The sequence below is a fragment of the Mesorhizobium sp. SP-1A genome, assembly GCF_032460275.1.
Taxonomy (GTDB): Bacteria; Pseudomonadota; Alphaproteobacteria; order Rhizobiales; family Rhizobiaceae; genus Mesorhizobium.
In genome coordinates this window covers 946,496-971,603 of record NZ_JAVXZD010000001.1, presented here as the reverse complement: position 1 = coordinate 971,603, position 25,108 = coordinate 946,496, and the positions used below count along the sequence as shown (strand labels likewise).

The window sequence follows — 25,108 nt, the reverse complement described above, 5'->3', positions numbered from 1 at the left end:
GCTTCTCAAATTGCGCGGCTGCAAGAACATGCTAACAAACTACATGTTCTGGTAGACCGGGCCTTCGCCGCCTTGCGGCGGCACCCAGTTGATGTTCTGGTTCGGGTCCTTGATGTCGCAGGTCTTGCAGTGCACGCAGTTCTGCGCGTTGATGACGAAACGCACGTCCTTCGCATTCGGATCGGCGGCGGCGTTTCCGTCCTTGTCCACCCATTCGTAGACGCCCGCCGGGCAATAGCGCGTCGAGGGCCCGGCATAGACGTCGTGCTCGGAGCGCTTCTGCAACTCCATGTCGCCGACGATCAGATGGACCGGCTCGTTCTCCTCATGATTGGTGTTCGACAGGAACACCGAAGACAGCCGGTCGAAGGTCAGCACGCCGTCGGGCTTGGGATAGTCGATCTTCGCATATTTCGAGGCCGGCTCCAGCGAAGCCGCATCCGTCTTGCCGTGCCTCAGCGTGCCGAAGGGCGAAACGCCGAAGATGGTGTTCAGCCACATGTCCAGCCCGCCGAGGCCGATGCCGACCAGGGTGCCGAAGCGCGACCACAGCGGCTTGACGTTGCGCACCTTCTTCAGGTCCTTGCCGATGTCGGTCGTGCGCCACGCCGCCTCGTAGGAGGCCAGCTCGTCATTGGCGCGGCCTGCGGCGATGGCCTCGGCCACGTGCTCGGCCGCCAACATGCCCGACAGCACCGCGTTGTGCGACCCCTTGATGCGCGGCACGTTGACGAACCCGGCCGAGCAGCCCATCAGCACGCCGCCCGGGAAGGACAGCTTCGGCACCGACTGCCAGCCGCCCTCGGTGATGGCGCGCGCGCCGTAGCCGATGCGCTTGGCGCCCTCGAAGGTGCCGCGGATCGCCGGATGCGTCTTGAAACGCTGGAACTCCTCGAAGGGCGACAGATACGGGTTCTTGTAGTTGAGGTGGAGGACGAAGCCCACGGCAACGAGATTGTCCTCCAGATGGTAGAGGAACGAGCCGCCGCCGGTCTTCATGTCGAGCGGCCAGCCGAAGGAGTGCTGCACGAGGCCCGGCTTGTGGTTTTCCGGCCTGACCTCCCAAAGCTCCTTCAGGCCGATGCCGAACTTGCCGGGATCGCGGCCTTCCGAAAGCTTGTACCGGGCGATGAGCTGCTTGGCGAGCGAGCCGCGCGCGCCCTCGCCGATCAGCACGTATTTGCCCATCAGCGCCATGCCGGGCGCGTAGTTCGGGCCATGCGTGCCGTCCTTTTCGACGCCCATGTCGCCGGTGACGACGCCGGTGACGGCGCCGTCCTCGTTCAGCACCAGATCGACGGCGGCGAAGCCCGGATAGATCTCGACGCCCAGAGCCTCGGCCTTCGTCGCCAGCCAGCGGCAGACATTGCCCAGCGAGACGATGTAGTTGCCGTGATTGTTCATCAGCGGCGGCATCATGAAATTGGGCAGGCGGAAGGAGCCGGCAGGCCCGAGCACAAGGAAATGATCGGCCGTCACCGGGGTCTTGAAGGGATGGTCCGCCTCCTCGCGCCAGCCGGGCAGCAGGCGGTCGATGCCGATCGGATCGACGACCGCGCCGGAAAGAATATGGGCGCCCACTTCGCCGCCCTTTTCCAGCACCACGACGGACAATTCGGGATTGACCTGCTTCAGCCGGATCGCCGCGGCGAGGCCGGCCGGGCCCGCGCCGACGATCACAACGTCGAACTCCATGCTTTCGCATTCAATATCGCTCATCAATTCCTCCGCACCGCTTGCCCTGGATATAGCTGGCTTAGCGCTCCATAGCCTATCCGTTCGCGACACGAAACTGGTGAAAAAAAGCCATTCTATTTCACGAAGGCATTTCTGTTGTGCCGATCGGCTCATGCGCCGGCTTTGCGGTTGCGGGCCGATCGGCCATACTGGCCCCATGCGCAGCCCCGATCCATCCGGATTACCGCCCATGCGCCTCGCCGTCGCGTGCCTTGCGCGCATGGCGATTCTGGCCGGTTTTTCCGTGATTTCGGCCGCACCCGCGGCCGCGCAGGAGCAAAAGGACTGGGAGAGCGGCCCCTATTCCTTTTCGGACGAGCTGGGCGGCTTCCTGATAAAGGGCGTTTCCGGCAAGGGCACCCATGACGACCCCATCGTCATCCACGAGGAGCTGGTTTCCGCGACGCCGGTGACGCTGACCATCCGCGCCATACGGCCGATCCGGCCCTTCGATTCGTCGGGCGACTATGTCAGCGGCATCATGTACATGCGCATCCACGCGCTCAACAACAGCGGCCAGCCCTGGGTGGAGTTCGAGTTCGAGCTTCAGGAAATCCTCGGCCAGCCCAGCACTTTCGGCGACGGGCTTTCCTTCGACCAGCGCTCCAAGACGCCGGAGAACATCGCCTCCCCCGATTTCGCCGATTTCGACCGCATGTTCGAACCTTACGACAGGCTGCTGTTCAAGGACGGCAAGGTCGATCCGCTGAAGACCGCGCAATTCGAATTCCTGGTGACGGACTACACCCCGCGCTGGACCTTCTACATCGTGCAGGATCCGCGCATTCCTTCCACCTGAGGCCTTCCACCTGAGGCCTTCCACCTGAGGCTTGCAACGCCGTTCCGGGGCGTGACGCGACCGCTTTTCGACGGGCTTGCGATCGGTCATACTCGCGCCATGCGCAGTCCCGGCCCGTTGGACGCCCCAGCCTGGCGGCTTTCCACCGCCAAGCGCGCCACGTGGTTCGCGCTCCTGCTCGGTATCACGGCCGCGATGCCGCCCGCCGGCCGGGCGGACGAGCTCAAGGTCTGGCCCTCGGGGCCCTATTCCTTTTCCGACGAACTCGGCGGCTTTCGCATCGAAGGGGTCTCCGGCAAGGGCACCCGCGGCGACCCGATCGTGCTCTACGAGGAGATGGACTCGGCAACCCCGGTGACGCTGACCATCCGCACGATCCGCCCGATCGTTCCCTTCGATCCGTCCGGCGACTATGCCAGCGGGCTGATGTACATGCGCATCGACGCGCTGAACAACAGCGGGCAACCCTGGGTCGAGTTCGAATTCGAGCTGCAATCGGCCCTCGGCAGGCCGAGCGACGACAGCGACGGCCTGTCGTTCGACCAGCGCAACACCAGTCCGGACAACATCCGATCCGGAAACTACGCCGAATACCACCGGGACCTGAGGCCCTTCGACCGGCTCCTGTTCAAGCACGGCCAGGTCGATCCCTCGAAGACGGCCGAATTCGAGTTCCTGGTGACCGACTACACGCCGCGCCTGACGATCTATCTGTTGCAGGAGCCGCGCATCCCGCTCATGTGAGAAAGCCGCGTCCGAACGGTTCCGGCCTTGCAAATCCGGTCCGGGCGAAGGAATGTGCGGCCATGATCGCCCCCGACACTGCAAACGACCTGCGCGCGCTGCTCGCCTTCTATGCGGAAGCCGGCGTGGACGAGGCGCTGGAAGACGAGCCGGCGAACCGTTTCGCCGAGGCTTCCTCCAGGACGCCGCCGCGCGCCGCCGCACCCATGCCGGCGCAGCGGCCGGAGCGGGAGGTTGCGCAAAGACAGGCACCGTCGGCGACGACGATCCGTCCGCCTGCGACGGCGACGGTGCCGGACGAGGCGCAGGCGGCGCTCGCCCGGCAACTGGCGGCCGGCGCCTCGACGCTGGAGGAATTGCGCGCAGCGATGGCCGGCTTCGACGGCTGCAACCTGAAATCCACCGCCAAGAACCTCGTCTTCGCGGACGGCAACCCGCAAGCGTCGCTGATGCTGGTGGGAGAAGCGCCCGGCCGCGACGAGGACCTGGAGGGACTGCCTTTCGTCGGCCGCTCCGGCCGCCTGCTCGACCGCATGCTGGCGGCGATCGGCTACGACCGGAACTCCGTCTACATCGCCAACGTCATCCCCTGGCGTCCGCCCGGCAACCGTGCGCCGACGCCGCACGAGACCGAAATCTGCCGTCCGTTCATCGAGCGGCAGATCGAGCTGGTCAATCCCAAGGTGCTGGTCAATCTCGGCGGCCCCTCGGCCAAGACGCTGCTCGACACCAGCGAAGGCATATTGCGCCTGCGCGGCAACTGGCGCGTCCACACCACCCGTTCGGGAGTGGCCATCCCGGCCATGCCGACGCTGCATCCGGCCTATCTGTTGCGCACGCCGGCCCACAAGCGGCTGGCCTGGCGCGACTTCGTGGACGTGAAGGTGAAGCTCAGGGAACTGGGCTGATCGGCTGCCGCCCCGCCCCTCACCCCTGAGGCGGCAGGATCTTGCGCGCCTTGCCGCGCGGCAGGCCGAGCCGGCGCTCGCGCCAGATGATGGCGATGCCGGCGCAAACGACGATGACGCCGCCGACCAGCGTGTTGATCGTCGGCACTTCGGAAAACAGCCAGTAGCCGACCACGACGCCGAGCAGCATGGAGGTGTATTCGAACGGGGCCACCACCGAGGCTTCGGCATGGCGATAGGCTTCCGTCATCAGGATCTGGCCGAGCCCGCCGCAGACGCCCGCGCCCACCAGAAAAACCGCCTGCGCCGGCGAGAGCCATTGCCAGCCGAACGGTATCGACAGCAGCGAGGCGACCGTCGCCGTCAGCGAGAACCAGAGCACGATGGTCGCCGTCCTCTCGGTATGGACGAGGCTGCGCACCAGGATCATGGCGACTGCCGAGATGGCCGCGGCCGCAAGCGCTGCGACGACGCCCAGCAGTTCCTGGTCGCCGAGCGCGCCGGGAGAGGTCAGCAGCGTCAGTTCCGGCCAGGAGATGACGACGACGCCGACAAGACCGACCGTCACGGCGCTCCAGCGATAGAGCCGGATGGTCTCGCCGAGGAAGATGGCGCTGAACACCACCACCAGTAGCGGCTGCGCATAGTTCAGCGTGATCGCCTCCGGCAACGGCAGGCGCGTCAGGGCGAAGAAGCCGAGCGCCATGGACGAGACGCCGACCAGCCCGCGCGCGACGTGGTTGAGCGGCCGCGTCGTCGCCAGCGCGCTGTGCAGCAGGTTGCGCCGCGCCAGGAAGATCAGGATGGGCGGGATGGCGAAGAACGAACGGAAGAAGACGATCTCGCCCGCCGGCACGTCGCCGGCGGCCTTGATGAAGGTCTGCATGGTGACGAACACCGCCACCGAAAGCATCTTCATGCCGATGCCGGTGAGCGTATTCCCCGAAACTGTCGCCGCCGTCACGCCATGGCCGTCTTGTGTATCGCCTCCCAGATGCGGGCAGGCGTCGCAGGCATCTCTATATGGCCGATTCCATAAGCGCGATAGAGCGCGTCCGTCACCGCGTTGAGCGCGGCCGGCGTGGATCCGATGCTGCCCGCCTCGCCCGCGCCCTTGATGCCGAGCGCGTTGGTGACCGAGGGCACGTTGCGCGTCTCGAAATGGAAGGACGGCACGGTGTCGGCGCGCGGCACGGCATAGTCCATGAAGCTCGCCGTCAGCAGTTGCCCGTCCTCGCCATAGACCGCGTCCTCGGTCAGCGCCTGGCCGATGCCCTGCACCACGCCGCCATGCACCTGGCCGGCCAGCAGCATCGGGTTCACGGTGACGCCGAAATCGTCGACGATGGTGTAGGCGACGATCTGCGTCGCGCCGGTGTCCGGATCGATCTCGACCTCGCAGATATGCGTGCCGTTGGGATAGGTGCATTCGTCCTGCTGGAACTCGCCGAAGCCTTGCAGGTCCTGCGGCCGCTGCGCCACCCTGGCGATGTCGGCAAAACCAATGGAGCGGTCGGTGCCGACGATGCGGGCCTCGCCGTCCGCCAGTTCGATGTCGGCGGCGGAAGCCTCCAGTTCGTCCGCCGCGATCTTGCGGATCTTGCTGGCGAGGTCCTCGCCGGCCCGTGCGGCCGAAACCCCGCCCAGCGGGATGGAGCGCGAGCCGCCGGTGCCGCCGCCCGACTTCAACTCGTTGGTGTCGCCCTGCCGCACCCTGATCCTGTCGATCGGGAGGTTGAGCTTTTCGGAGACGAACTGGGCATAGGCCGTGGCATGGCCCTGCCCGTTCGACTGGGTGCCGATCTTCAGCGTGACCGTGCCGTCGCCATGCAGTTCGACATAGGCGGGCTCGGAGCCTGGAAAGGCGCAGGCCTCGATATAGGTGGCCATGCCGATGCCGCGTATCCGGCCGCGCGCCTTCGCCTGCGCCAGCCGCTCGGAAAAACGGCTCCACCCGGCCCTTTCCATGGCCTGCTTCATGTGGCCCTCGAACTCGCCATTGTCGTAGAGGCGCCCGGTCTGGGTGCGGTAGGGGAACTGTTCGGGGCGGATGAAGTTGCGGCGGCGGATTTCGTCCGGGGCCAGCCCCATGTCGCGGGCGCAGGCGTCGACCAGCTTTTCCAGCAGGAAGGCGGCTTCCGGGCGGCCGGCGCCGCGATAGGCGTCCACCGGGCAGGTGTTGGTGTAGAGGCCGGTCACCGACACGTCGAGCGCCGTGATGTCGTAGACGCCGGTGGACATGGTGACGCCGAGATAGGGAATGAAGGGCGCATATTGCGAGATATAGGCGCCCATATTGGCCTTGAGGTCGACGCGCAGGCCGAGGAAACGCCCCTCGGCGTCCATCGCCATCTCGGCGGCGACGATGTTGTCGCGCCCCTGCGCGTCGGTGAGGAAATGCTCGGTGCGGTCGCCGGTCCATTTCACCGGCCGGCCGAGCCGCCTCGCGGCTTCCAGCACCAGCGCGTGCTCGCGATAGACGAAGGCCTTGGGGCCGAAACCGCCGCCGACGTCCGGCGTGACGACGCGCAGCTTGTCCTTGTCGATGCCGAACATCGAGGTGAGGATCTTCTGCATGGAATGCACGCCCTGCGAGCCCGTCGTCAGGGTGAAGCGCTGTTCGGCCGCGTCCCACTCGCCGATGGCCGCGCGCGCCTCCATGTAGTTGCACACCAGCCGGTTGTTGTAGAACTCGATGCGCGTGACCTTCGCGGCCTTGGCAAAGGCGGCATCAGCCTTCGCCTTGTCGCCGAAATGGTGGAAGAAGGCGCGGTTGGAGCCGAGTTCGGGCCAGACCAGCGGCGTCGCCGGATCGAGCGCCGCGGCGGTGCCGGAAGCGGCCTCCTCGGTCTCGTAATCGATCTCGATCAGCTCGGCCGCGTCCTGCGCCAGCGCGCGGCTGTCGGCCACCACGAAGGCGACGGCGTCGCCGACATACTGCACGCGCTCGCGGCACAGGATCGGGATGTCGCGCGTCGGCGCGCGGGTGCCGTCGGGCTGCTTCTGCATGGCCTCGGACCTCAGGCCGCCGAGGGGCGCGACGTCCTCGCCGGTCAGCACCAGACGCACGCCCGGCGCGGCACGCGCGGCCTCCAGCGAGCCGATCGTGAAGGTGCCCTTGGCCACGGGCGAGCGCAGCACATAGCCATGCAGGACCTGCTCGGGGCGGATATCGTCGGTATAGCGGCCCTGCCCGGTGATGAAGGAAAGATCCTCGACCCGCCGCACGGAGGCGCCCATCCCGAATTTCGGCGTGACGGCAGTCATTGAAGACCTCGCGATGACGGATTGGGAAGCGGCCCTTGAGATAAGGTCCATTGCAGTTTTGTCGAGGGTGGCTTTGGTGTAAAGAGCGCAGGCTTCAGTTTTATTGAACCCAGCGGACCGCAGCGCCGCCACATTCGTCAGGGAGCGTCTACGGAATGCGCACAGACACAGGCCAGGTTTTCAGGCTCGAGGACTACCGCCCCAGCGACTACCTCATCCCCGAAACCGACCTGACCTTCCGCCTGTCGCCCGACGCCACGCAGGTGACGGCGGTGCTGACGATGGAGCGGCGCGAGGGCGTCGCCGCGGACGTCCCGCTGGTGCTGGACGGCGACGGGCTTGGCCTCGCGGCATTGAAGATCGACGGCAAGGAAGCCGCTTCCGGCGCCTATGAAGCGACGCCCGACCGGCTGACCGTGACCGGCCTGCCGGCAACCGGGCGCTTCAAGCTCACCATCGAGACCGTGGTCGCGCCGTCGCGCAACGAAGCGCTGATGGGGCTTTACCGCTCCAGCGGCGTCTATTGCACCCAGTGCGAGGCCGAGGGCTTCCGCCGCATCACCTATTTCCTCGACCGGCCGGACGTGCTTTCCGTCTACACCGTCCGCATCGAGGCCGACGCCAGCGAAGCGCCGCTGCTGCTGTCCAACGGCAACCCGGTGGAACGCGGCCAGCTCGAAGACGGCCGGCACTTCGCGGTGTGGCACGATCCCTTCCCCAAGCCGTCCTACCTGTTCGCGCTGGTGGCGGGCGACCTCGGCAAGGTCGAGGACAGTTTCGTCACCATGTCCGGCCGCAAGGTGGACCTCGGCATCTATGTCGAGCACGGCAAGGAGAAGCTCGCCGGCTTTGCCATGGATTCGCTGAAGCGCTCGATGAAGTGGGACGAGGAGGTGTTCGGGCGCGAATACGATCTCGACGTGTTCAACATCGTCGCCGTGTCCGACTTCAACATGGGCGCGATGGAGAACAAGGGCCTCAACGTCTTCAACGACAAATATGTGCTGGCCGACCGGGAAACGGCCACAGACGCCGATTTCGCCAATATCGAGGCGATCATCGCGCATGAATATTTCCACAATTGGACAGGCAACAGAATCACTTGCCGCGACTGGTTCCAGCTCTGCCTGAAGGAAGGGCTGACGGTTTACCGCGACCACGAATTCTCCGCCGACCAGCGCTCGCGCGCGGTCAAGCGCATCGCGGAGGTGCGCACGCTGCGCGCCCATCAGTTCCCGGAGGACCAGGGGCCGCTGGCGCATCCGGTGCGGCCGCGCCGTTATCGCGAGATCAACAACTTCTACACGGCGACCGTCTACGAGAAGGGTTCGGAGGTCGTGCGCATGATCCGCACCGTCCTCGGCGCCGAGGCGTTCCGCAAGGGCATGGACCTCTATTTCGAGCGCCATGACGGACAGGCCGCGACCATCGAGGATTTCCTGAAGGTGTTCGAGGACGCTTCCGGGCAGGACCTGTCGCAGTTCTCGCTCTGGTACAATCAGGCCGGCACGCCGAACGTCTCGGTGAGTTCGACCTACGACGCGGCCGCCAGGGAGCTGGTGCTGGAGATCGAGCAGTCGCTTCCGCCCACGCCGTCCGAAAGCCGCAAGCGGCTGATGCACATTCCGCTGGCCTTCGGCCTGGTGGGCAGGGAGGGCAAGGACCTCTCCCATGGCGCCGTCGAGGGCGCGACGGTCGAGGACGGCATCATCCATTTGCGCAAGCGCCGGCACACGGTGCGGTTCTCCGGCGTTTCGGAGCGGCCCGCCCTGTCGCTCAACCGCGGCTTTTCCGCTCCGGTCACGCTTTCGGTGGAGCAGAAGCAGGCCGACCAGATTTTCCTCGCCGGCCACGACAGCGATCCGTTCTCGCGCTGGCAGGCGTTCAACACCTTGCTGACGGACGCGCTGATCGACGCCTTCCGCTCGGTCCTCGGCGGCAAGGAGCCGAGATTCGCGCCGTGGCTCGGCGAAACCGCAGGCCGCATCGCGGCCGACGAAGCGCTGGAGCCGGCCTATCGCGCGCTGGCGCTGGCGCTGCCCGGCGAGGCCGACATCGCCCGCGAGATCGGCAAGGGCATCGATCCCGACGCCATCTTCAAGGCCCGGGAGGCGCTGGCGCACACGCTGGCAAGCGCCAACCGGCACCTGTTCGGGGACCTCTACCACGGGCTGGGCGACAACGGCGACTTCAGCCCGGACGCGGCCAGCGCGGGACGGCGCGCCCTGCGCAACGGATTGCTGGACTATCTCGCCCTGCTGCCCGGAGGAGCGAAATTGGCGTCCGCGCATTTCCATGGCGCCACCAACATGACCGACCGCGCCGCGGCGCTCGCCGTGCTGGCCCAGCGCCATGCCGGTTCGGCCGAGGCGACCGAGGCGCTGGCCGCCTTCGAACGCGCCTACAGCCACGACCCGCTGGTGATGGACAAATGGTTCCAGATCCAGGCCGCCGTTCCGGGTCCCCAGGCGCTGGAAACGGTGCGGGCGCTGTGCGGCCATCCGGGCTTCTCGATGACCAATCCCAACCGGCTGCGCGCGCTGATCGGCTCCTTCTCCAGCGCCAACCAGACGGGCTTCCACCGCACGGACGGCAAGGCCTACCGCTTCTTCACCGACATCGTGCTGGAGACGGAAAAGCGCAATCCGCAGCTTGCGGCGCGGCTGGCCACCGGGCTGCGCTCCTGGCGCTCGCTGGAGCCGGCGCGGCAGGCCAGGGCAAGGGCGGCGCTGCTGTCGATGGCAGCGGCAGCGCAATCCGCGGACCTGAAGGACATCGTGGAACGCACGCTGGCTTGACCTTGGGTCGTCCCGGAAGCCTGCCGGAGCGAAGAAGCGTAAATCACCGCGCAATTTGCGTCTTTTTTCGCCCGCCCACTGGACAAGGCGAATCAGCTTTGATTCTTTACTAACGATTCGGAAGTGCGGCGTTGCCGGGTCATCAGCGGGGACAAACTATCGGGAGCCATTCCATGGCCAAGGCGGACGCGTGGGGCGCGCCCGGACGGACGGCTTTTGAGCGACACAGGCCAGCTTCGAAAAGCGGCCGCCTCGCGGGCAACATGCGTCTCATTGCCGAGCCGGCCTATGCGCGGCTGCTCGCGGCGGAACCGTTCCTGCGCCGTCTCATCCCGGCCCTGATCGTCACTTTCCTGATCGTCGTGGCGGGCATGCGCACGCTCTCGCTGATGAACTGGCAGGGCGAGATCGAACGCAACGCCAAGGCGGTGCTGGCGCTTTCGGCCGGACAGCTTGCCGAAATCGAAACCACCCCGGCCGACGGCGCGCAGGATGCGCTGGAGCGCGTCGCCCGGCGCGGCGCGCTCGGGCCGGACCACGTGCTGGCGCTGGCTGACGCGGACCTCAAGATCCGCGCCGTGACGCCGCGCTCGACCCTGTGGACCGGCCGGCATCTGGACCGCATCGTTTCGGGCGGCCAGCCGCTGTTCCTGTTCGGAGAGCGGGCCGGCGTGATGGTCGTGGCCATCGACGACACCAACTGGTATGCGGCCGTTGATCTGCGGAACGGCCGCGCCGCGGCCGCGCTGGTGCCGCAGGAGGCCGTGTTCGCGGAGTGGCGCAGGGCGGTGTCGCTCAACGTCACCCTGTTCGTGCTGACCGCGATCGTGCTGATCGTGGTGCTCTACGCCTATTTCTGCCAGGTCACGCGGGCCCAGAGCGCCGACCGCATGTATCTCGAGGCGCACCAGCGGGTGGACATGGCGCTGGTCAGGGGCCGCTGCGGCCTGTGGGACTGGGACATGGTGCGCGGGCGCATGTACTGGTCGCGCTCCATGTACGACATGCTCGGCTACGAGCCCTGCGAGAACATGCTCTCCTTCGGGGAAGTGGACGAGATCATCCACCCCGACGACGGCAACCTGTTCGAGCTGGCCAACCGCATCGTGGCGCGCGAGATCGACCATATCGACCAGGTGTTCCGCATGCGCCATGCCGACGGGCGCTGGGTGTGGATGCGCGCGAGGGCGCAGGTGGTCGATCCGGACGCGCCCGAAATCCAGCTCATCGGCATCGCCGTCGACGTCACCGAGCAACGGCATCTGGCGCTGCGCTCCGAGGCGGCGGACCTGAGGCTAAGGACGGCGATCGAGAACATCACCGAATCCTTCGTTTTGTGGGACGCGGCCGACCGGCTGGTGATGTGCAATTCCAAGTACCAGCACGACAACGGCCTTTCCGACCGCCATGTGATGCCCGGAACGTCGCGCCAGGAAGTCGAGGCGCACATGCTGGCCTTCGCTTCCGAGCGCCGGCTGGCGAATTCCAACGGGCCCGGGGCCGGCGTGACCTATGAAAGGCAACTGGCCGACGGGCGCTGGCTGCAGGTCAACGAACTCACCACGCGCGACGGTGGCACCGTCTCGGTCGGCTCGGAGATCACCCAGATCAAGCAGCACCAGGACAAGCTGGTGGACAGCGAGCGCCGCCTCATGGCGACCATCCACGACCTGTCGCTGGCCCGCCGCGCCGAAGAGGAGCGGTCGCGCGAACTGGTCGAGCTGAACCGGAAATACATGCAGGAAAAGGATCGCGCCGAAGCCGCCAACCGGGCCAAGTCCGAATTCCTGGCCAACATGTCGCACGAGCTGCGCACGCCGCTCAACGCCATCATCGGCTTCTCGGAACTGATGGAGCAGGCCCTGTTCGGGCCGCTTGGATCCGACCGCTATGAGGAATATGCCTCCGACATCAACTCCAGCGGCAAGTACCTGCTCGGCGTCATCAACGACATCCTCGACATGTCGAAGATCGAGGCGGGCCAGTTCTCGATGGACCGCGAGGAGATCGATCTCGGGCCGCTCATCAGCGAGACGGTCCGGGTGGTCTCGCTGCAGGCGAGCGAGAAGGCGATCACCGTGGAGACCCGCATCGCCGACGCCATGACGCTGACCGCCGACCGCAGGGCGATCAAGCAGATCATCATCAACCTTCTGTCGAACGCGGTGAAGTTCACCGGCCAGGGCGGACACATCGTGGTGAAGGCGCGCAATACGGCCGGCGCCATGACGCTGACCATAGAGGACAATGGCTGCGGCATTCCCAAGACCGCGCTGGGCAAGCTCGGCCGGCCGTTCGAACAGGTGCAGAACCAGTTCTCGAAGAACCACACCGGGTCCGGGCTCGGGCTCGCCATTTCCCGCTCGCTGGCGGAACTGCACGGCGGAGCCCTCAAGATCCGCTCGGTCGAGGGCCGGGGCACCATCGTGTCGGTGCGCATCCCGTCCCGGAAACCCGCGCCGCCGGCGCCGTTCAAGGCTGCTGCCTGACCTGCCGGAGTTAAAACGTCCTGAGCTTCGTCCCGCTCCGGATCAACGGTCGGGGCTCGAACAACGATCGCATCCCCGGCACCGAACGACGCCGGGGATGCCGCCTTCCGGCTTACTGCATGGCGCGGTGCTTGTCGCCCCAGCGGCCGTGATGGCCCGGGCCGCGCTTCGGCAGCTCCTTCTTCTCGATCTTGCCGTCGTTGTTCTTGTCGAGCAGGGCGAACACCTTCTTCTCGTGGCTGGTGATGTCGTCCGTCGTCAGGGTGCTGTCGCCCTTGGTGTCGTAACGGTCTATGATGCGCTTGGCCATCCGCTCGTAGCGCGCCTTCTCGAGCGCCGCGGCGAGTTGCTCGACGGTGAGCTTGCCGCCATTGTCGGCCACCATCTTCTTCAGCCTGGCGTCCATGGCGTCCGAAAACTGGTCGAAGGAAATGCCGTTGTCGGAATCCTTCATGGCCTTCTGAAGCTTCATCATCATGGGGCCGCGCATGCCGTCGTCGCCCTGCTGCTGCGCATAGGCAGCGGTGCCCAAGGCTCCGGCCAGGGCGACGAAGGCGATTGCAAGCGTTGACTTTCTCATGGTCTTCTCCTGTTGCACCGTTACCCCCGATGCGACGGAAGCGGCAGGTCCGGTCCGGCCCATCATTGCCGCTTCCCACGAAGCAGAAGGTCGAAATGCTTCCTGACCTTCTGCGACGTTTCCTTGAGATGCGCCTCCAGCACGCCGAAATCCGGCAGGTCCGTGGCCGCTAGGAGAAGGTCGGCCAGCCCGGGCGGCACATCCTTCCTGTCAAAGGCGTTCACAAGGCACAGCCTGATCATCTGCGTGAGCGCGAGATAGAGCGACCAGGCCTGCGTCAGTTCCTGCCGCACCTGCCCGTCGGCAAAGCCGGGGGCAAGCCGCGCCAAAGTAGTGGCGGTGGAAGTGCCGCGCACCGCTCCCTCGACATTGCCGGTCAGCGTGGCGACCTGCGCGATGAATTCGAGGTCGATCAACCCGCCGGGAATCAGCTTGATGTCCCACAGATCGCGCGGCGGCTTCTCCTCCTCGATCAAGGCGCGCATCTCGCGCGCCTCCTTCATCACCTTCGCCGCATCGCGCGGCTGGGCGAGGATCGTCGCGATCTCGGCTTCGAGCTCCGCCGACAGCGCCGCATCGCCCGCAATCGGCCGCGCCCTGGTCAGCGCCATCTGTTCCCAGGTCCAGGCCTCCTGGCGCTGGTATTTGCGGAAGGCGTCGATGTGGGTCGCCACCGGCCCCTTGTTGCCGGAGGGCCTCAGCCGCAAATCCAGCTCGTAGAGCACGCCTTCGGCGGTCGGCGCTGAGACGGCCGCGATCAGGCGCTGGGTGAGGCGGCTGAAATAATGCGAGGGCGCGAGCGGCTTTTCGCCGTCGGATTCCTCTGCGTCCGCGTCATGGTCGTAGAGCAGGATCAGGTCCACGTCGGAGCCGGCGGTCAGTTCGCGGCTGCCGAGCTTGCCCATGCCTAGCAGCGCCACCCGGCCGCCCTCGACCTTGCCGTGGCGGCGCGCGAACTCCTGCACGACCGCGTCGAGCGCCGCGCCGATGGTGAGGTCCGCGAGGTCCGAAAAGGCCGTACCGGCGCGCTGGGCGTCGATGGAGCCGGCCAGCAGGCGCACGCCGATCAGGAATTTCTGTTCCGAAGCAAAGATACGCAGCCGGTCCAGCACGTCCTCGTAGGCGCGGTCGCCGCCGATGAACACCGCCAGCCGCTCGGCCAGATAGGCGCGGTCCGGCAGTTCGCTGAGCAGGGCCGGATCGAGCAGGCCGTCGAAGACATGCGGACGGCGGGTGATGACGGCCGCCAGGCGCGGCGCAGCGCCCATGATCGTCGCCATCAGCCTGAGCAAGGCAGGTTTGGACTGCAACAGCGAAAAGAGCTGGATGCCGGCGGGAAGGCCGGCCAGAAACTCGTCGAAGCGCATCAGCGCCTCGTCGGCGCGGCGCGTGCGGCCGAAGGCTTCCAGCAGCGCCGGCGTCAGCTCGGTCAGCCGCTCGCGCGCCTCGGCCGAACGGGTGACGCGGTAGCGCCCGAAATGCCATGCCCGGATGACCCGGCAGATGTCGCTCGGGCGCTGGAACCCCAGCGCGGACAGCGTCTGCAAGGTGTCAGGATCGTCCACGTCGCCGGTGAAGACGAGATTGCCGACGCCGGCCGATAGTTCAGGCGCGGCCTCGAACAGCGCCGCATAATGATGCTCGACCCGATGCAGCGCCTCGCGGAAGGCGGCGGCGAACGCCTCGATGCCGGCATAGCCGAGCATGTGGGCGATGCGCTCCAGCCCCTCGTCGTCCTCGGGCAGCGTATGCGTCTGCTCGTCGGCCACCATCTGGATGGCATGCTCGACCCGGCGCAGGAACCAGTATTCCCTTGCCAGCGTGTCGCGGGCCTCTTCGGTGATCCAGCCGCGCGCGGCGAGTTCCGCCAGCATGGGAACGGTCTCGCGGCCGCGCAGCTCTGGAAAACGGCCGCCGGCGATGAGTTGCTGCGTCTGCACGAAGAACTCGATCTCGCGGATGCCGCCGCGCCCCAGCTTGACGTTGTGGCCCCTCACCGCGATCTCGCCATGGCCCTTATGGGCATGGATCTGGCGCTTGATGGAATGGACGTCGGCGATGGCCGCATAGTCCATGTATTTGCGCCAGACATAGGGTTGCAGTTCCTTGAGGAAGGCCTCACCCGCCTTGATGTCGCCGGCCAGGGGACGCGCCTTGATCATGGCGGCGCGCTCCCAGTTCTGGCCGCGCCCCTCATAATAGGTCAGCGCCGCCTCCACCGGGATCGCCAGCGGCGTCGAGCCGGGATCGGGCCGCAGCCGCAGGTCGGTGCGGAAGACATAGCCGTGCTCGGTGCGGTCCTGAAGGATGCGCGCCAGCCGCCGCGTCAGCCGCGCGAACAGGTCGATCGCCTCCAGCGGATCGGGGATCGCCGGCGCATAGGGATCGAAGAAGACGACGAGATCGATGTCGGAGGAGAAGTTCAGCTCGTGCGCGCCGAGCTTGCCCATGCCGAGCAGGATCCAGCCGGAGCCCTCGGAGGGCTTGTCGGGATCGGGCAGCCTCAGCTTGCCCTGTCCGTTCGCGTCGCGCAGCAGGAACTCCGCGCCGGCGCGCACGCAGGCTTCGGCAAGGTCGCTCAGCCTGCGCACCGTGAGCGAGGTTTGCGCCTCGCCCGCCAGTTCGGCCAGCGCGATGAGGAAATGCGCCTCCGCCTTCAGGATCCGCAGTTCCATCATCAGCGAGGCTTCGGAGACACCGTCCGCATAGGGGGTCGCTGCGATCGCTGCGGAGATTTCGGCCAGCCGCTCCCCCAGCATGCGGTCGAAAAGCGCGTCGAGCATATGCGGCCGGCGGCGGGCGAGATCGCGCAGGAAAGGCGACAGGTCGAAAACCGCCGCCAGGAACTGCTGGGCGGGGCCCGTCGCGCCGAGGAACTTTTGCAGGCGAGGAAGCCCTTCGTCGGCGGCCGCGGCGGCGATCTCCGAAAGTTCGCGGCGCGCACGCGCTTCGTCCAGCGGCGCAAGCCGGGTCGCCGGCTCCAGCAGCCAACCACCGGCGGTCCGTTTCTTCGCCGCGTTCGCCGTCATTGCTTGTGCTCCTGCCGTTCGGGAAAGCTCATGACGACGGATAGTCCGGGATTGCCGGGCACGAGATCAAGCCTGCCGTGGTGAAAAGTCATGATCGCCTTGGCGAGGCTCAGCCCCAGCCCGGAACCGGGCTGGGAACGGCTCTTCTCCAGCCGCACGAAACGTTCGGTCACGCGGGCGCGGTCGGTATCGTCGGGGATGCCCTGCCCGTTGTCGGTCACGGCCAGCCTGATCATGCCGCCAGCGCGCTCCAGGGTCACGCGCACGGTCGGCGTCGCGGTGGAATCGATGGAATATTTGATGGCGTTGTCGACGATGTTGGACAGCGCCTGCCCGACCAGCTCGCGGTTGCCGTCGATGACGAAGTGCCCATCCACCGAGGCTTCCAGCACGACCCCGGCCTCTTCCGCGACCGGCTCGTAAAGCTCGGCCACGTCGCGCACGGCGGCAGCCAGGTCGACCTCCGTCATGTGCTCTGCCGAATAGCCGGCCTCGAGCCGCGAGATCATCAGGATGGCGTTGAAGGTCTTTATGAGGTGGTCGGACTCGGCGATGGTGCCTTCCAGCACCTCGCGGTAGTCGTCGGCGTTGCGGTCGCCGGAAAGCGCCGCCTCGGCGCGGTTGCGCAGCCGCGTCAGCGGCGTCTTCAGGTCATGGGCGATGTTGTCCGAAACCTGCTTCAGCCCTTCGTTCAGCGTGGCGATGCGGGCCAGCATGGCGTTGAGGCTTTCGGACAGCCGGTCGAACTCGTCGCCGGAGCCGGTCACCGGCAGGCGTCCGGCCAGGTCGCCGCCCATGATGCGGCGGCTGGCCTCCGACATGCCGTCGAGGCGCTTCAGCGCGGCGTGGCCGACGAGAAACCAGATCAGCAGCGCGCCGAGCCCCATCATGCCGAGCGTCAGCATCAGCGCGCGCTGCACCACCTCGCGGAAGCGCTCGGGCTCGCCGAGGTCGCGGCCGACCAGCATGATCATCTGGTTGGGGAGGCGCAGCACCACCGCGATGGCGTTGTGGCCGGCTTCGGTCTGCGGCGGCGCCGGCGCCGGCGCGTCGGGCTGGTTCGATTGGGCGCCCTGGTCGCGCTGTTCGCTGTTTCGCAGCCGCTCCAGCTCGCCTTCGCCGTAGCGCCGATAGGAGAACGGAAGCTGGGTCCAGCCTTCCTTGTCGAGGATGCCCGGCTGCAGGCTCTCGACATTGCCGGCGAGAATTTGTCCGTTGCTGTCAGCGATCAGATAGAGGTTGGCGCCGGGCTGGCGCGAGCGCTGGGCCACCACCCGCACAAGAAGCGGCAGGCCGCCGCGCTGATAGGCGTGGGCGAGGCCGAGCACTTCCTCATTGATGGTTTCCTGGGTCTGCGCCGCCAGCATGCGCGTCGACAGCGAAGTCATGTAGAAGACCAGCGCGGCCGCGCACAGCGCGAACAGCAGCAGGTAGAGCGCCGAGAGCCGCGCTGCCGTCGTCCTCATGATGGCGGGCACGGAAAGCGCCATATGGCGTCATCCGCTTTTCAGCATGTAGCCGGCGCCGCGGATGGTGTGCAGGATCGGCTTGTCGAAGCCCTTCTCGATCTTGCCGCGCAGCCGCGAGACGTGGACGTCGATGACGTTGGTCTGCGGATCGAAATGGTAATCCCACACGTTCTCGAGCAGCATGGTGCGGGTCACCACCTGCCCGGCATGGCGCATCAGATATTCGAGCAGGCGAAATTCGCGCGGTTGCAGCGTGATCTCGCGCTCGGCGCGCTTCACCGAGTGGGAAAGGCGGTCCAGTTCGAGATCGCCGACGCGATAGACGGTTTCGCTCTCGCGGGCGCCGGCGCGGCGGTTGAGCACCTCGACGCGGGCCAGAAGTTCGGTGAAGGCGTAGGGTTTGGTCAGATAGTCGTCGCCGCCGGCGCGCAGGCCGGTGACGCGGTCGTCCACTTCGCCCAGCGCGGAAAGGATGAGCACCGGCGTGGTGTTGCCGCGCGAGCGCAGCGCGGCGATGACAGAAAGGCCGTCGCGGCGCGGCATCATGCGATCCACCACCATCACGTCATAGTCGCCCGCATCGGCGAGCGCGAAGCCGGTTTCGCCGTCGCCGGCGACATGGGCCGTGTGGCCGGCCTCGGTAAAAGCCTTTTGCAGATATTCGGCGGCTTCCCGATCGTCTTCGATGACGAGAATCTTCATGGGGTCGTTATATGCGATTTCGGGCGACCGGATAGAAGACATGTGATCGTCTCCGTGAAGCTTTTGCGGCAGCGGGTGATGGGGACCCGCTGCCGCCGGGGTCGGACAAGGACTGACCAGCATGTCCGGCTCCGTGTTTTCCCGCGCGCGGCTCGGGGGTTTTGAAACCGCGCGGGGAAAAAGCCTTGTGTCAGCCCTTGGCGACCGGAACGGCGACAAAACGGTTGCTGTTGTCGCGGTTGATCTGCACCAGCACCGATTTGCGGCCGGCCTTGGCCGCGTCCGCCATCGCCTTGGCAACGTCGCCCTGGCCGCTCACCTCCTGCGAGTTGACGGCGACGATCACGTCTCCGGCCTGGATGCCGCGGTCGGCTGCGGCGCTGTCGGGATCGACATCGGTCACCACCAGGCCTTTGCCGTCCTCCGAGCGGGTGACGGTGAGGCCGAGATCGGCAAGCGATTCACCGGTGTTGTTTTCCGACTGCGCCGGATGGTCGTCCGCCGAGGCCTGCTGGTCGCTTCCCGGCAGCTTGCCGAGGTCGACCTTGACGGTTTCGGCCTTGCCATCGCGCCACAGCGTCACGTCCACGGACTTGCCGGGCTGGTAGGCGCCGATCATGCGGGCCAGGTCGCGGCTGGATTCGACGTCCTTGCCATCCACCTGGGTGATGACGTCGCCGGCCTTGATGCCCGCCTTCTTGCCCGGACCGTCATCCTGCGCGGAGGCCACAAGGGCACCCTTCTGCGAGCTGAGGCCGAGCGATTCGGCGATGTCCGACGTGACCGGCTGGATTTCGACGCCGAGCCAGCCACGCGAGACGGAACCGTTCTTCATCAGGTCCTGGACGACGGTCTTGGCGGTCGAGGACGGAATGTCGAAGGCGATGCCGACGCTGCCGCCGGAGGGCGAGAAGATGGCGGTGTTGATGCCGACCACCTGGCCGCTCAGGTCGAAGGTCGGGCCGCCGGAGTTGCCGCGGTTGACCGAAGCGTCGATCTGGATGAAATCGTCATAGGGGCCGGCGCCGATGTCGCGGCCGCGCGCCGAGACGATGCCGGCCGTGACGGTGCCGCCGAGGCCGAAGGGATTGCCGACAGCCACGACCCAGTCGCCGACGCGCACCTTCGAATCGTCGGCGAAATCGACATAGGTGAATTTCTGGCCCTTGCCGTCCACCTTCAGCACGGCGAGATCGGTGCGCGGGTCGGTGCCCACCAGCTTGGCGTCAAGCTCCTTGCCGTCATTGGTGACCACGGTGAACGCCGTGCCTTCCTGCACCACGTGGTTGTTGGTGACCAGATAGCCGTCTTCGGAGATGAAGAAGCCGGAACCCTGCGCCACCGGCCGCGGCTGGCCGTCGCCCGGCGAGCGGCGGTGCGGACGCTGGCCGTTCTGGTCGCCGAAGCCGTGGAATTCCTTGAAGAAGCGGCGCAGCTGCGGATTGTCGCGGAACATGTCCGGTCCCTGGAACATGTCCATGCTGTCGTCGGTCGGCTGGACCTTGGCCTTGACGCGTACGCTGACGACGGCGGGCGTGACCTTCTCGACCACGTCGGCGAAGCTCGGCACCTGCGGCGCCTGGACGCGGACCGCGTCGGCCAGGACGGGAGCCGTGCCCGTGGTGACGGCGCCGAAACCGATCGCGCCGGCGATCGCCAGGGAAGCGACGGCGGCCATCAAACGCTTGCGGGTGCTGATAAAGGGGGTTGGAGCGGTTTTCATCGGTCTGGTGTCCTCTTGAACCGGTTTTGGCGGGATGCCCGATGGCGGCATCCTTTGACCAAGAGATAGAGCGGCCCACATTACGGGTGCCTTTCCGACGGATGAAACTTTCGTAATGTTGCCGGACCATGCGAAACCCGCCCGGCCCGACGAAGCCAGGCGGACGGGACCGGTCAAGCCAGCCGAGTGGAAGGATCAGTCGCGGCGGAGAATGGCGTCCACGGCCTTTTTCTCGTCGTCCGTCAGCGTCGGGCCTTCGGGCACGGCGGGCCTGCGCGCCGCGCGATAGACGAATATGCCGCCCACCAGCAGAAGCAGGGCCGGCGCGGTCCACAGAAGCGCGTTGCGCAAATCGAAGCGCGGCTTCAGCAGGACGAATTCGCCATAGCGAGAGACGATGTAAGCCATGACCTGCTGGTCGGTGTCGCCGGCCTTGAGCCGCTCGCGCACGAGAACGCGCAGGTCGCGCGCCAGGTCCGCGTCGGATTCGTCGATCGACTGGTTCTGGCAGACCATGCAGCGCAGCCCTTCCGAAAGCGCGCGGGCGCGGGCTTCCAGCGCGGGATCGGCCAGCATCTCGTCGGGCTTGACCGCCTGCGCCGCGCCGCTGAACAGCAGCGCAGCCATCAGGCCGAGCAAGGCAAGGGAGAGGCGCCTTTTCATGACGGGCTCGCGGCCGTGGCCGGCTTCTGCCTGCGCCGGGCCGGAGCGCCGACCCGCAACCGGCGGTCCAGCAGCGCCATGGCGCCGCCCGCCATCATCACCAGTCCGCCGAGCCAGATCAGGGTAACCAGCGGCTTCCACCACATGCGCACGACGACGGAACCGTCCGTGCCCTCGTCGCCCAGCGACACGTAAAGCTGGCTGAGGCCGATGGTCTTGATGCCGGCCTCGGTGGTGGCGGTCTGCCTTGCGGGGAAGAAGCGTTTGGAGGAGGAGACCGTGCCGACCACCTCGCCGCCGCCGCCCAGTATCTCGAAGCGGGCGCGGTCCTCGGTGTAGTTCGGCCCCCGCCCGGGATGCAGGCCGGCGAAGCGCACCGTGCGGCCCGAGATTTCGACCGTGTCGCCGGAGTGCATGGTGAGGATCCGCTCCGCGCCGAAGCCCAGCGCCCCGACCATACCGAGGATCGTCAGGCCGAGGCCGAGATGGGCGAGCGCGGTGCCGACGATGGAGCGCGGAAGGCCGACCAAGCGGCGCAGCACAACCGGCAGACGCGCCGAGCCCAGTCCGGACTTCACCGCGATATCGGTCAGCGCCCCGCAGATCAGCCAGGCGGCAAGGCCGGCTCCCGCCGCGGCCAGCGCCGAACCGCCGTCAATGACGAAAGCGGTAACCAGCATCGCCAGCAGGGCGGCCGCGAACGCGACCATCAGGCGCTGCGCCGCCGCGACAACGTCCCCCCGCTTCCAGGCGAGCAGCGGCCCGAACGGGACCAGGATGAGCAGCGGCACCATCAGCGGGGCAAAGGTAAGGTTGAAGAAGGGTGCGCCGACGGAAATCTTGTCGCCGGTCAGCGCCTCCAGCGCCAGCGGATAGAGCGTGCCGATCAGCACGGTGGCCGTCGCCGTGGTCAGGAACAGGTTGTTCAGCACCAGCGCGCCCTCGCGCGAGATCGGCTGGAACAGGCCGCCGGCCGTCAGCGTGGAGGCGCGCAGCGCGAACAGCGCCAGCGAGCCGCCGATGAACAGGGTCAGGATGACCAGGATGAAGACGCCCCGCGTCGGATCGGAGGCGAAGGCATGCACGGAGGTCAGCACCCCGGAGCGCACCAGGAAGGTGCCGAGCAGCGACAGCGAGAACGTGAGGATCGCCAGGAGCAGCGTCCAGATCTTCAGGGCGGAACGCTTTTCCATGACGATGGCCGAGTGCAGCAGCGCGGTGCCCGCCAGCCAGGGCATGAAGGAGGCGTTCTCGACCGGGTCCCAGAACCAGAAGCCGCCCCAGCCAAGCTCGTAGTAGGCCCAGTAGGAGCCCATCGCGATGCCGCCGGTCAGGAATATCCAGGCGATCAGGGTCCAGGGGCGGACCCAGCGCGCCCAGGCGGCGTCGATGCGGCCGTCGATCAGCGCGGCGACCGAGAAGGAAAAGCAGATCGAGAAGCCGACATAGCCGAGATAGAGCAGCGGCGGGTGCACGGCGAGACCGAGATCCTGGAGCACCGGGTTCAGGTCGCGCCCTTCGATCGGCGCCGGATTGATGCGCGCGAAGGGATTGGACGTGGTCAGGATGAACAGGAAGAAGGCCAGGCCGATGGAGCCCTGCACGGCCAGCACGTTGGCCCTCAGCCGTTCAGGCAGATTGCCGCCAAACGCCGCGACCAGCGCGCCGAAGAAGGTGAGAATCAGCACCCACAGCAGCATGGAGCCTTCGTGATTGCCCCATGTGCCGGTGAGCTTGTAGAGCATCGGCTGCAGCGAATGGGAATTCTCCCAGACGCTCTGTACCGAGAAATCGGAAGTGGCGTAGGCCACCATCAGCGCCATGAAGGACAGTGCCGTCAGCGCGAAGCCGGTCACCGTGACAGGGCCGGCCACCGCCATCAGGCGCTGGTTTCCGGTGCGCGTGCCGATCAGCGGCAGCACCGTCTGCACCAGCGACAGCGCGAAGGCCAGGACAAGCGCAAAATGTCCGATCTCAACCATGGTCGCGTCCGCTATTCACCCTTGCCGTCTTCCCACACGCCCTTGGCCTTGAGGCTGTCGGCGACTTCCTTGGGCATGTAGCGCTCGTCGTGCTTGGCCAGAACGCTGTCGGCGACGAAAGTGCCGCCCTGATCGAAGGAGCCTTCGGTGATGACGCCCTGCTCCTCGCGGAAAAGATCCGGCAGGATTCCCGTATAGGTCACCTTCACCGATTTCTCGCCGTCGGTCACGTCGAAGGCGACGGTGGTCCCCTGTCCGCGCACGATCGTGCCCTTCTCCACCAGCCCGCCCAGCCGGATGCGCTGTCCAGGCGCGACGGAGGCCTTGGCGAGGTCGGCCGGCATGTAGAAATAGGAGGCCTTCTGCCCGAGCGCATAGAAGGTCAACCCGGTGGCCGCGCCGAGAAACACGAGCCCGCCGAGGATCACCGACAGTCTTTTCTGCTTTCGCGTCATACGCCTACTCCGTCGCCGCCAGGCCGAGCGAGGCAGCAAAAGCCGTGAGCTTCCTGGCCTCCGCACTGTCGGCGCCAAAAGCCGTGACGCCGCGCTTGAGCGCATCGCGGGCCTGGTCGGCCTTGCCCAAGACCGTGTAGGAACGAATGAGCCGAAGCCACCCTTCCTCGTCGCGCGGGTTCTGGCGCAATTTTTCGTCCAGGCCCGCGACCATGGTTTCGATCATGGCCGTCCTGTCCTGCGGCGACATGGAGGACGCCGCTGCCATCTCGTCCTCGGTGGGCCCGGCCGCGCCGCCGGAATTCTGCGCCATCGGGGTCTTGTCGCCGGATTCGGCCAGCGCCTGCACGACCGCCCTGCGCCACGGCGATTCCGGCGGCAAGGTGGTCAGCATCTTCTTCCATGCCGCCTGCGCCTCGTCGCGCCGGCCTTCCTGCATCAGCCCCATGGCCAGATAGAAGCTAGCTTTCGGATCGGCCGGGTCAATCTTGAGCGCCGCCTCGAAGGCTTCCTGCGCCTCGGCCGAAATCACCCCGCCCGCCAGGTTGGCGATGGCTTCGCCCAGTCCGGACTGCCGTTGCGCCGTCGCGCCGTCGAGGCGGATGGCGTTGCGATAGGCGGTGACGGAATCGGAAAAGCGCCCCATGCGCAGATATACCGGCGCCAGCACGTCCCAGCCGCGGCCGTCCGAGGGGTTGGCGGCAAGATGCGTTTCGGCGCGCGCGACCAGTTCGTCCACGGAACTGTCGGCCGGGTTCTTGGCCAGGCGTTCCGCAAGCGGTTGCGACGGCAGGTCGGGCGATCCGATCTGGCTGTAAAGCCCCCAGCTTACCAGCGGCACCGCCAGCACGGCCAGGGCCGAGACGAGCCGCAGGGATCTCGGCGCCGTCGTCTTTCCCGCCTCGCCTGCGCTCCCGTTCAAACGCAGGATGCGGCGGCCGATCTCGGCGCGCGCCTGCTCGGCCTCGGCCGGCTGGATCAGGCCGCGGTCGAGGTCGCGGTCGAGTTCGGCGAGCTGGTCGCGGTAGACTTCGAGATCGTGTGAGGCGTCGTCGTCATGCGAGATATCCGGCGAAGCCGCCCCGGCGTCGCCTGTGGCCTTGGCGCCGCCGGCAAGCGGCAGCAGCACCGCCAGGCTCGCGCCCAGCGTCAGAACCGCAGCTATGACCCAAAAAACCATGCCAATTCCAATAGCGGCAGTGCCCGCCCCTGCCAACACGAGCGTGCTGCGACCCTTTGACGGTTTCGTGAAGGACCGGCCTTGATCGAGCGCAATCGGCGCCCGCATGAACTCAGGTCAAGGGGGTCCAGCTTCCGTTGGGGTTGCGGCAGGCGGTGCCCCGCGCGGTCGTGCCGGCGCCGCCATTGGCGAAGACGGTCTGCGTGTACTGGCGGCAGTCCTGCGAGCCGACCCTGTAAGGCTGGGCGGCGACCACCTCGCCGCGATGCCCGGCCGAGCTGCCGCTCCATGCCACCTTCTGGCCGCTGGCGGTGTATTCCAGCGCCTTGTACTCGGCCTCCAGCGCCTTGCGCTTCTCGCTGGTGCTCAGGCCGGCGCCGATGGCGCCCGCTATCAGGCCGCCACCCAGGACGGAGATCGGGCCGGATCCGGCGTCCGCGCCGGCTTGTCCGGAAGACGGCGCAAGCGAAACCGCCGCGCCCTTGCCCGAACCGGTCGTGCTGCATCCTGCCAAGGCGAGCAACCCGGCCGCCAGAACCATGCGAATCATCATGCCAGTACCGGTTCCCGTCTGCTGTGCCTC

The 25,108-nt window shown here is 66.9% G+C and carries 18 protein-coding genes; 5 read left to right on the top strand and 13 right to left on the bottom strand.

The window, feature by feature from the left end:
- Positions 1-39 precede the first annotated feature (39 nt).
- Positions 40-1,719: an electron transfer flavoprotein-ubiquinone oxidoreductase gene (locus tag QU595_RS04600; protein WP_315919489.1), complete on the bottom strand. Its 1,680-nt coding sequence runs from the start codon at positions 1,717-1,719 to the stop codon at positions 40-42.
- A gap of 238 nt (positions 1,720-1,957) precedes the next feature.
- Between QU595_RS04600 and QU595_RS04595 the strand changes: the two genes are divergently transcribed.
- From QU595_RS04595 to QU595_RS04585, 3 genes are all read left to right on the top strand, one after another.
- Positions 1,958-2,536: a hypothetical protein gene (locus QU595_RS04595; protein WP_410000495.1), complete on the top strand. Its 579-nt coding sequence runs from the start codon at positions 1,958-1,960 to the stop codon at positions 2,534-2,536.
- Positions 2,537-2,635: 99 nt separating this feature from the next.
- Positions 2,636-3,280, top strand: coding sequence for a hypothetical protein (locus QU595_RS04590; protein WP_410000494.1), 645 nt, complete (start codon positions 2,636-2,638; stop codon positions 3,278-3,280).
- A gap of 62 nt (positions 3,281-3,342) precedes the next feature.
- Positions 3,343-4,188, top strand: coding sequence for a uracil-DNA glycosylase (locus QU595_RS04585; protein ID WP_315919486.1), 846 nt, complete (start codon positions 3,343-3,345; stop codon positions 4,186-4,188).
- 19 nt (positions 4,189-4,207) lie between these two features.
- Here the strand turns inward: QU595_RS04585 and QU595_RS04580 are convergent, their stop codons facing one another.
- Positions 4,208-5,107 (bottom strand): DMT family transporter, encoded by a 900-nt coding sequence (locus QU595_RS04580; RefSeq protein ID WP_315920706.1) that lies wholly within the window; start codon positions 5,105-5,107, stop codon positions 4,208-4,210.
- Between the two features lie 41 nt (positions 5,108-5,148).
- Entirely contained in the window at positions 5,149-7,455 is a 2,307-nt protein-coding gene (locus QU595_RS04575; RefSeq protein WP_315919485.1) for a xanthine dehydrogenase family protein molybdopterin-binding subunit, read from the bottom strand.
- Positions 7,456-7,610: 155 nt separating this feature from the next.
- Here QU595_RS04575 and pepN point away from each other — a divergent pair, with 155 nt between their 5' ends.
- Both pepN and QU595_RS04565 read left to right on the top strand, forming a co-directional pair.
- Positions 7,611-10,253, top strand: a complete 2,643-nt coding sequence (gene pepN, locus QU595_RS04570; RefSeq protein ID WP_315919484.1) for an aminopeptidase N — start codon at positions 7,611-7,613, stop codon at positions 10,251-10,253.
- A gap of 173 nt (positions 10,254-10,426) precedes the next feature.
- Entirely contained in the window at positions 10,427-12,742 is a 2,316-nt protein-coding gene (locus QU595_RS04565; RefSeq protein WP_315919483.1) for a PAS domain-containing sensor histidine kinase, read from the top strand.
- Positions 12,743-12,854: 112 nt separating this feature from the next.
- Here the strand turns inward: QU595_RS04565 and QU595_RS04560 are convergent, their stop codons facing one another.
- From QU595_RS04560 to QU595_RS04515, 10 genes are all read right to left on the bottom strand, one after another.
- Positions 12,855-13,322, bottom strand: coding sequence for a hypothetical protein (locus QU595_RS04560; RefSeq protein ID WP_315919481.1), 468 nt, complete (start codon positions 13,320-13,322; stop codon positions 12,855-12,857).
- A 62-nt stretch (positions 13,323-13,384) separates the two neighbouring features.
- The gene (locus tag QU595_RS04555) at positions 13,385-16,351 is read right to left on the bottom strand and encodes a bifunctional [glutamine synthetase] adenylyltransferase/[glutamine synthetase]-adenylyl-L-tyrosine phosphorylase (protein WP_315919479.1); all 2,967 of its coding nucleotides are present in this window, start codon (positions 16,349-16,351) and stop codon (positions 13,385-13,387) included.
- Positions 16,348-17,841, bottom strand: coding sequence for an ATP-binding protein (locus QU595_RS04550; RefSeq protein WP_315919477.1), 1,494 nt, complete (start codon positions 17,839-17,841; stop codon positions 16,348-16,350). The genes QU595_RS04555 and QU595_RS04550 overlap by 4 nt, the downstream gene beginning before the upstream one ends.
- Positions 17,842-17,847: 6 nt before the next feature.
- Positions 17,848-18,522, bottom strand: coding sequence for a response regulator transcription factor (locus QU595_RS04545; protein WP_315920704.1), 675 nt, complete (start codon positions 18,520-18,522; stop codon positions 17,848-17,850).
- A gap of 190 nt (positions 18,523-18,712) precedes the next feature.
- Positions 18,713-20,245 (bottom strand): Do family serine endopeptidase, encoded by a 1,533-nt coding sequence (locus QU595_RS04540; RefSeq protein WP_315919476.1) that lies wholly within the window; start codon positions 20,243-20,245, stop codon positions 18,713-18,715.
- A 195-nt stretch (positions 20,246-20,440) separates the two neighbouring features.
- Positions 20,441-20,908 (bottom strand): cytochrome c-type biogenesis protein, encoded by a 468-nt coding sequence (locus tag QU595_RS04535; RefSeq protein WP_315919475.1) that lies wholly within the window; start codon positions 20,906-20,908, stop codon positions 20,441-20,443.
- Positions 20,905-22,890, bottom strand: a complete 1,986-nt coding sequence (locus tag QU595_RS04530; RefSeq protein ID WP_315919473.1) for a heme lyase CcmF/NrfE family subunit — start codon at positions 22,888-22,890, stop codon at positions 20,905-20,907. Before QU595_RS04530 ends, QU595_RS04535 begins: the two co-directional genes overlap by 4 nt.
- Positions 22,891-22,901: 11 nt before the next feature.
- The gene (gene ccmE / locus QU595_RS04525; protein WP_315919472.1) at positions 22,902-23,345 is read right to left on the bottom strand and encodes a cytochrome c maturation protein CcmE; all 444 of its coding nucleotides are present in this window, start codon (positions 23,343-23,345) and stop codon (positions 22,902-22,904) included.
- A 4-nt stretch (positions 23,346-23,349) separates the two neighbouring features.
- Positions 23,350-24,525 carry a c-type cytochrome biogenesis protein CcmI gene (gene ccmI / locus QU595_RS04520; RefSeq protein ID WP_315919471.1) on the bottom strand — a complete coding sequence of 392 codons (1,176 nt, stop codon included), beginning with the start codon at positions 24,523-24,525 and terminating at the stop codon, positions 23,350-23,352.
- A gap of 112 nt (positions 24,526-24,637) precedes the next feature.
- Positions 24,638-25,078, bottom strand: a complete 441-nt coding sequence (locus QU595_RS04515; protein ID WP_315919469.1) for a hypothetical protein — start codon at positions 25,076-25,078, stop codon at positions 24,638-24,640.
- Positions 25,079-25,108 lie beyond the last annotated feature (30 nt).

Bases quoted from the DNA above. Each gene is read 5' to 3' on its own strand.
- QU595_RS04590 (WP_410000494.1), top strand. From the start codon at position 2,636: ATGCGCAGTCCCGGCCCGTTGGACGCCCCAGCCTGGCGGCTTTCCACC.
- QU595_RS04540 (WP_315919476.1), bottom strand. From the start codon at position 20,245: ATGAAAACCGCTCCAACCCCCTTTATCAGCACCCGCAAGCGTTTGATG.
- QU595_RS04600 (WP_315919489.1), bottom strand. From the start codon at position 1,719: ATGAGCGATATTGAATGCGAAAGCATGGAGTTCGACGTTGTGATCGTC.
- QU595_RS04585 (WP_315919486.1), top strand. From the start codon at position 3,343: ATGATCGCCCCCGACACTGCAAACGACCTGCGCGCGCTGCTCGCCTTC.
- QU595_RS04535 (WP_315919475.1), bottom strand. From the start codon at position 20,908: ATGAAAAGGCGCCTCTCCCTTGCCTTGCTCGGCCTGATGGCTGCGCTG.
- QU595_RS04550 (WP_315919477.1), bottom strand. From the start codon at position 17,841: ATGGCGCTTTCCGTGCCCGCCATCATGAGGACGACGGCAGCGCGGCTC.
- QU595_RS04555 (WP_315919479.1), bottom strand. From the start codon at position 16,351: ATGACGGCGAACGCGGCGAAGAAACGGACCGCCGGTGGTTGGCTGCTG.
- QU595_RS04545 (WP_315920704.1), bottom strand. From the start codon at position 18,522: ATGAAGATTCTCGTCATCGAAGACGATCGGGAAGCCGCCGAATATCTG.
- ccmI (WP_315919471.1), bottom strand. From the start codon at position 24,525: ATGGTTTTTTGGGTCATAGCTGCGGTTCTGACGCTGGGCGCGAGCCTG.
- QU595_RS04580 (WP_315920706.1), bottom strand. From the start codon at position 5,107: ATGAAGATGCTTTCGGTGGCGGTGTTCGTCACCATGCAGACCTTCATC.
- ccmE (WP_315919472.1), bottom strand. From the start codon at position 23,345: ATGACGCGAAAGCAGAAAAGACTGTCGGTGATCCTCGGCGGGCTCGTG.
- QU595_RS04575 (WP_315919485.1), bottom strand. From the start codon at position 7,455: ATGACTGCCGTCACGCCGAAATTCGGGATGGGCGCCTCCGTGCGGCGG.
- QU595_RS04515 (WP_315919469.1), bottom strand. From the start codon at position 25,078: ATGATGATTCGCATGGTTCTGGCGGCCGGGTTGCTCGCCTTGGCAGGA.
- QU595_RS04595 (WP_410000495.1), top strand. From the start codon at position 1,958: ATGGCGATTCTGGCCGGTTTTTCCGTGATTTCGGCCGCACCCGCGGCC.
- QU595_RS04565 (WP_315919483.1), top strand. From the start codon at position 10,427: ATGGCCAAGGCGGACGCGTGGGGCGCGCCCGGACGGACGGCTTTTGAG.
- QU595_RS04560 (WP_315919481.1), bottom strand. From the start codon at position 13,322: ATGAGAAAGTCAACGCTTGCAATCGCCTTCGTCGCCCTGGCCGGAGCC.
- QU595_RS04530 (WP_315919473.1), bottom strand. From the start codon at position 22,890: ATGGTTGAGATCGGACATTTTGCGCTTGTCCTGGCCTTCGCGCTGTCG.
- pepN (WP_315919484.1), top strand. From the start codon at position 7,611: ATGCGCACAGACACAGGCCAGGTTTTCAGGCTCGAGGACTACCGCCCC.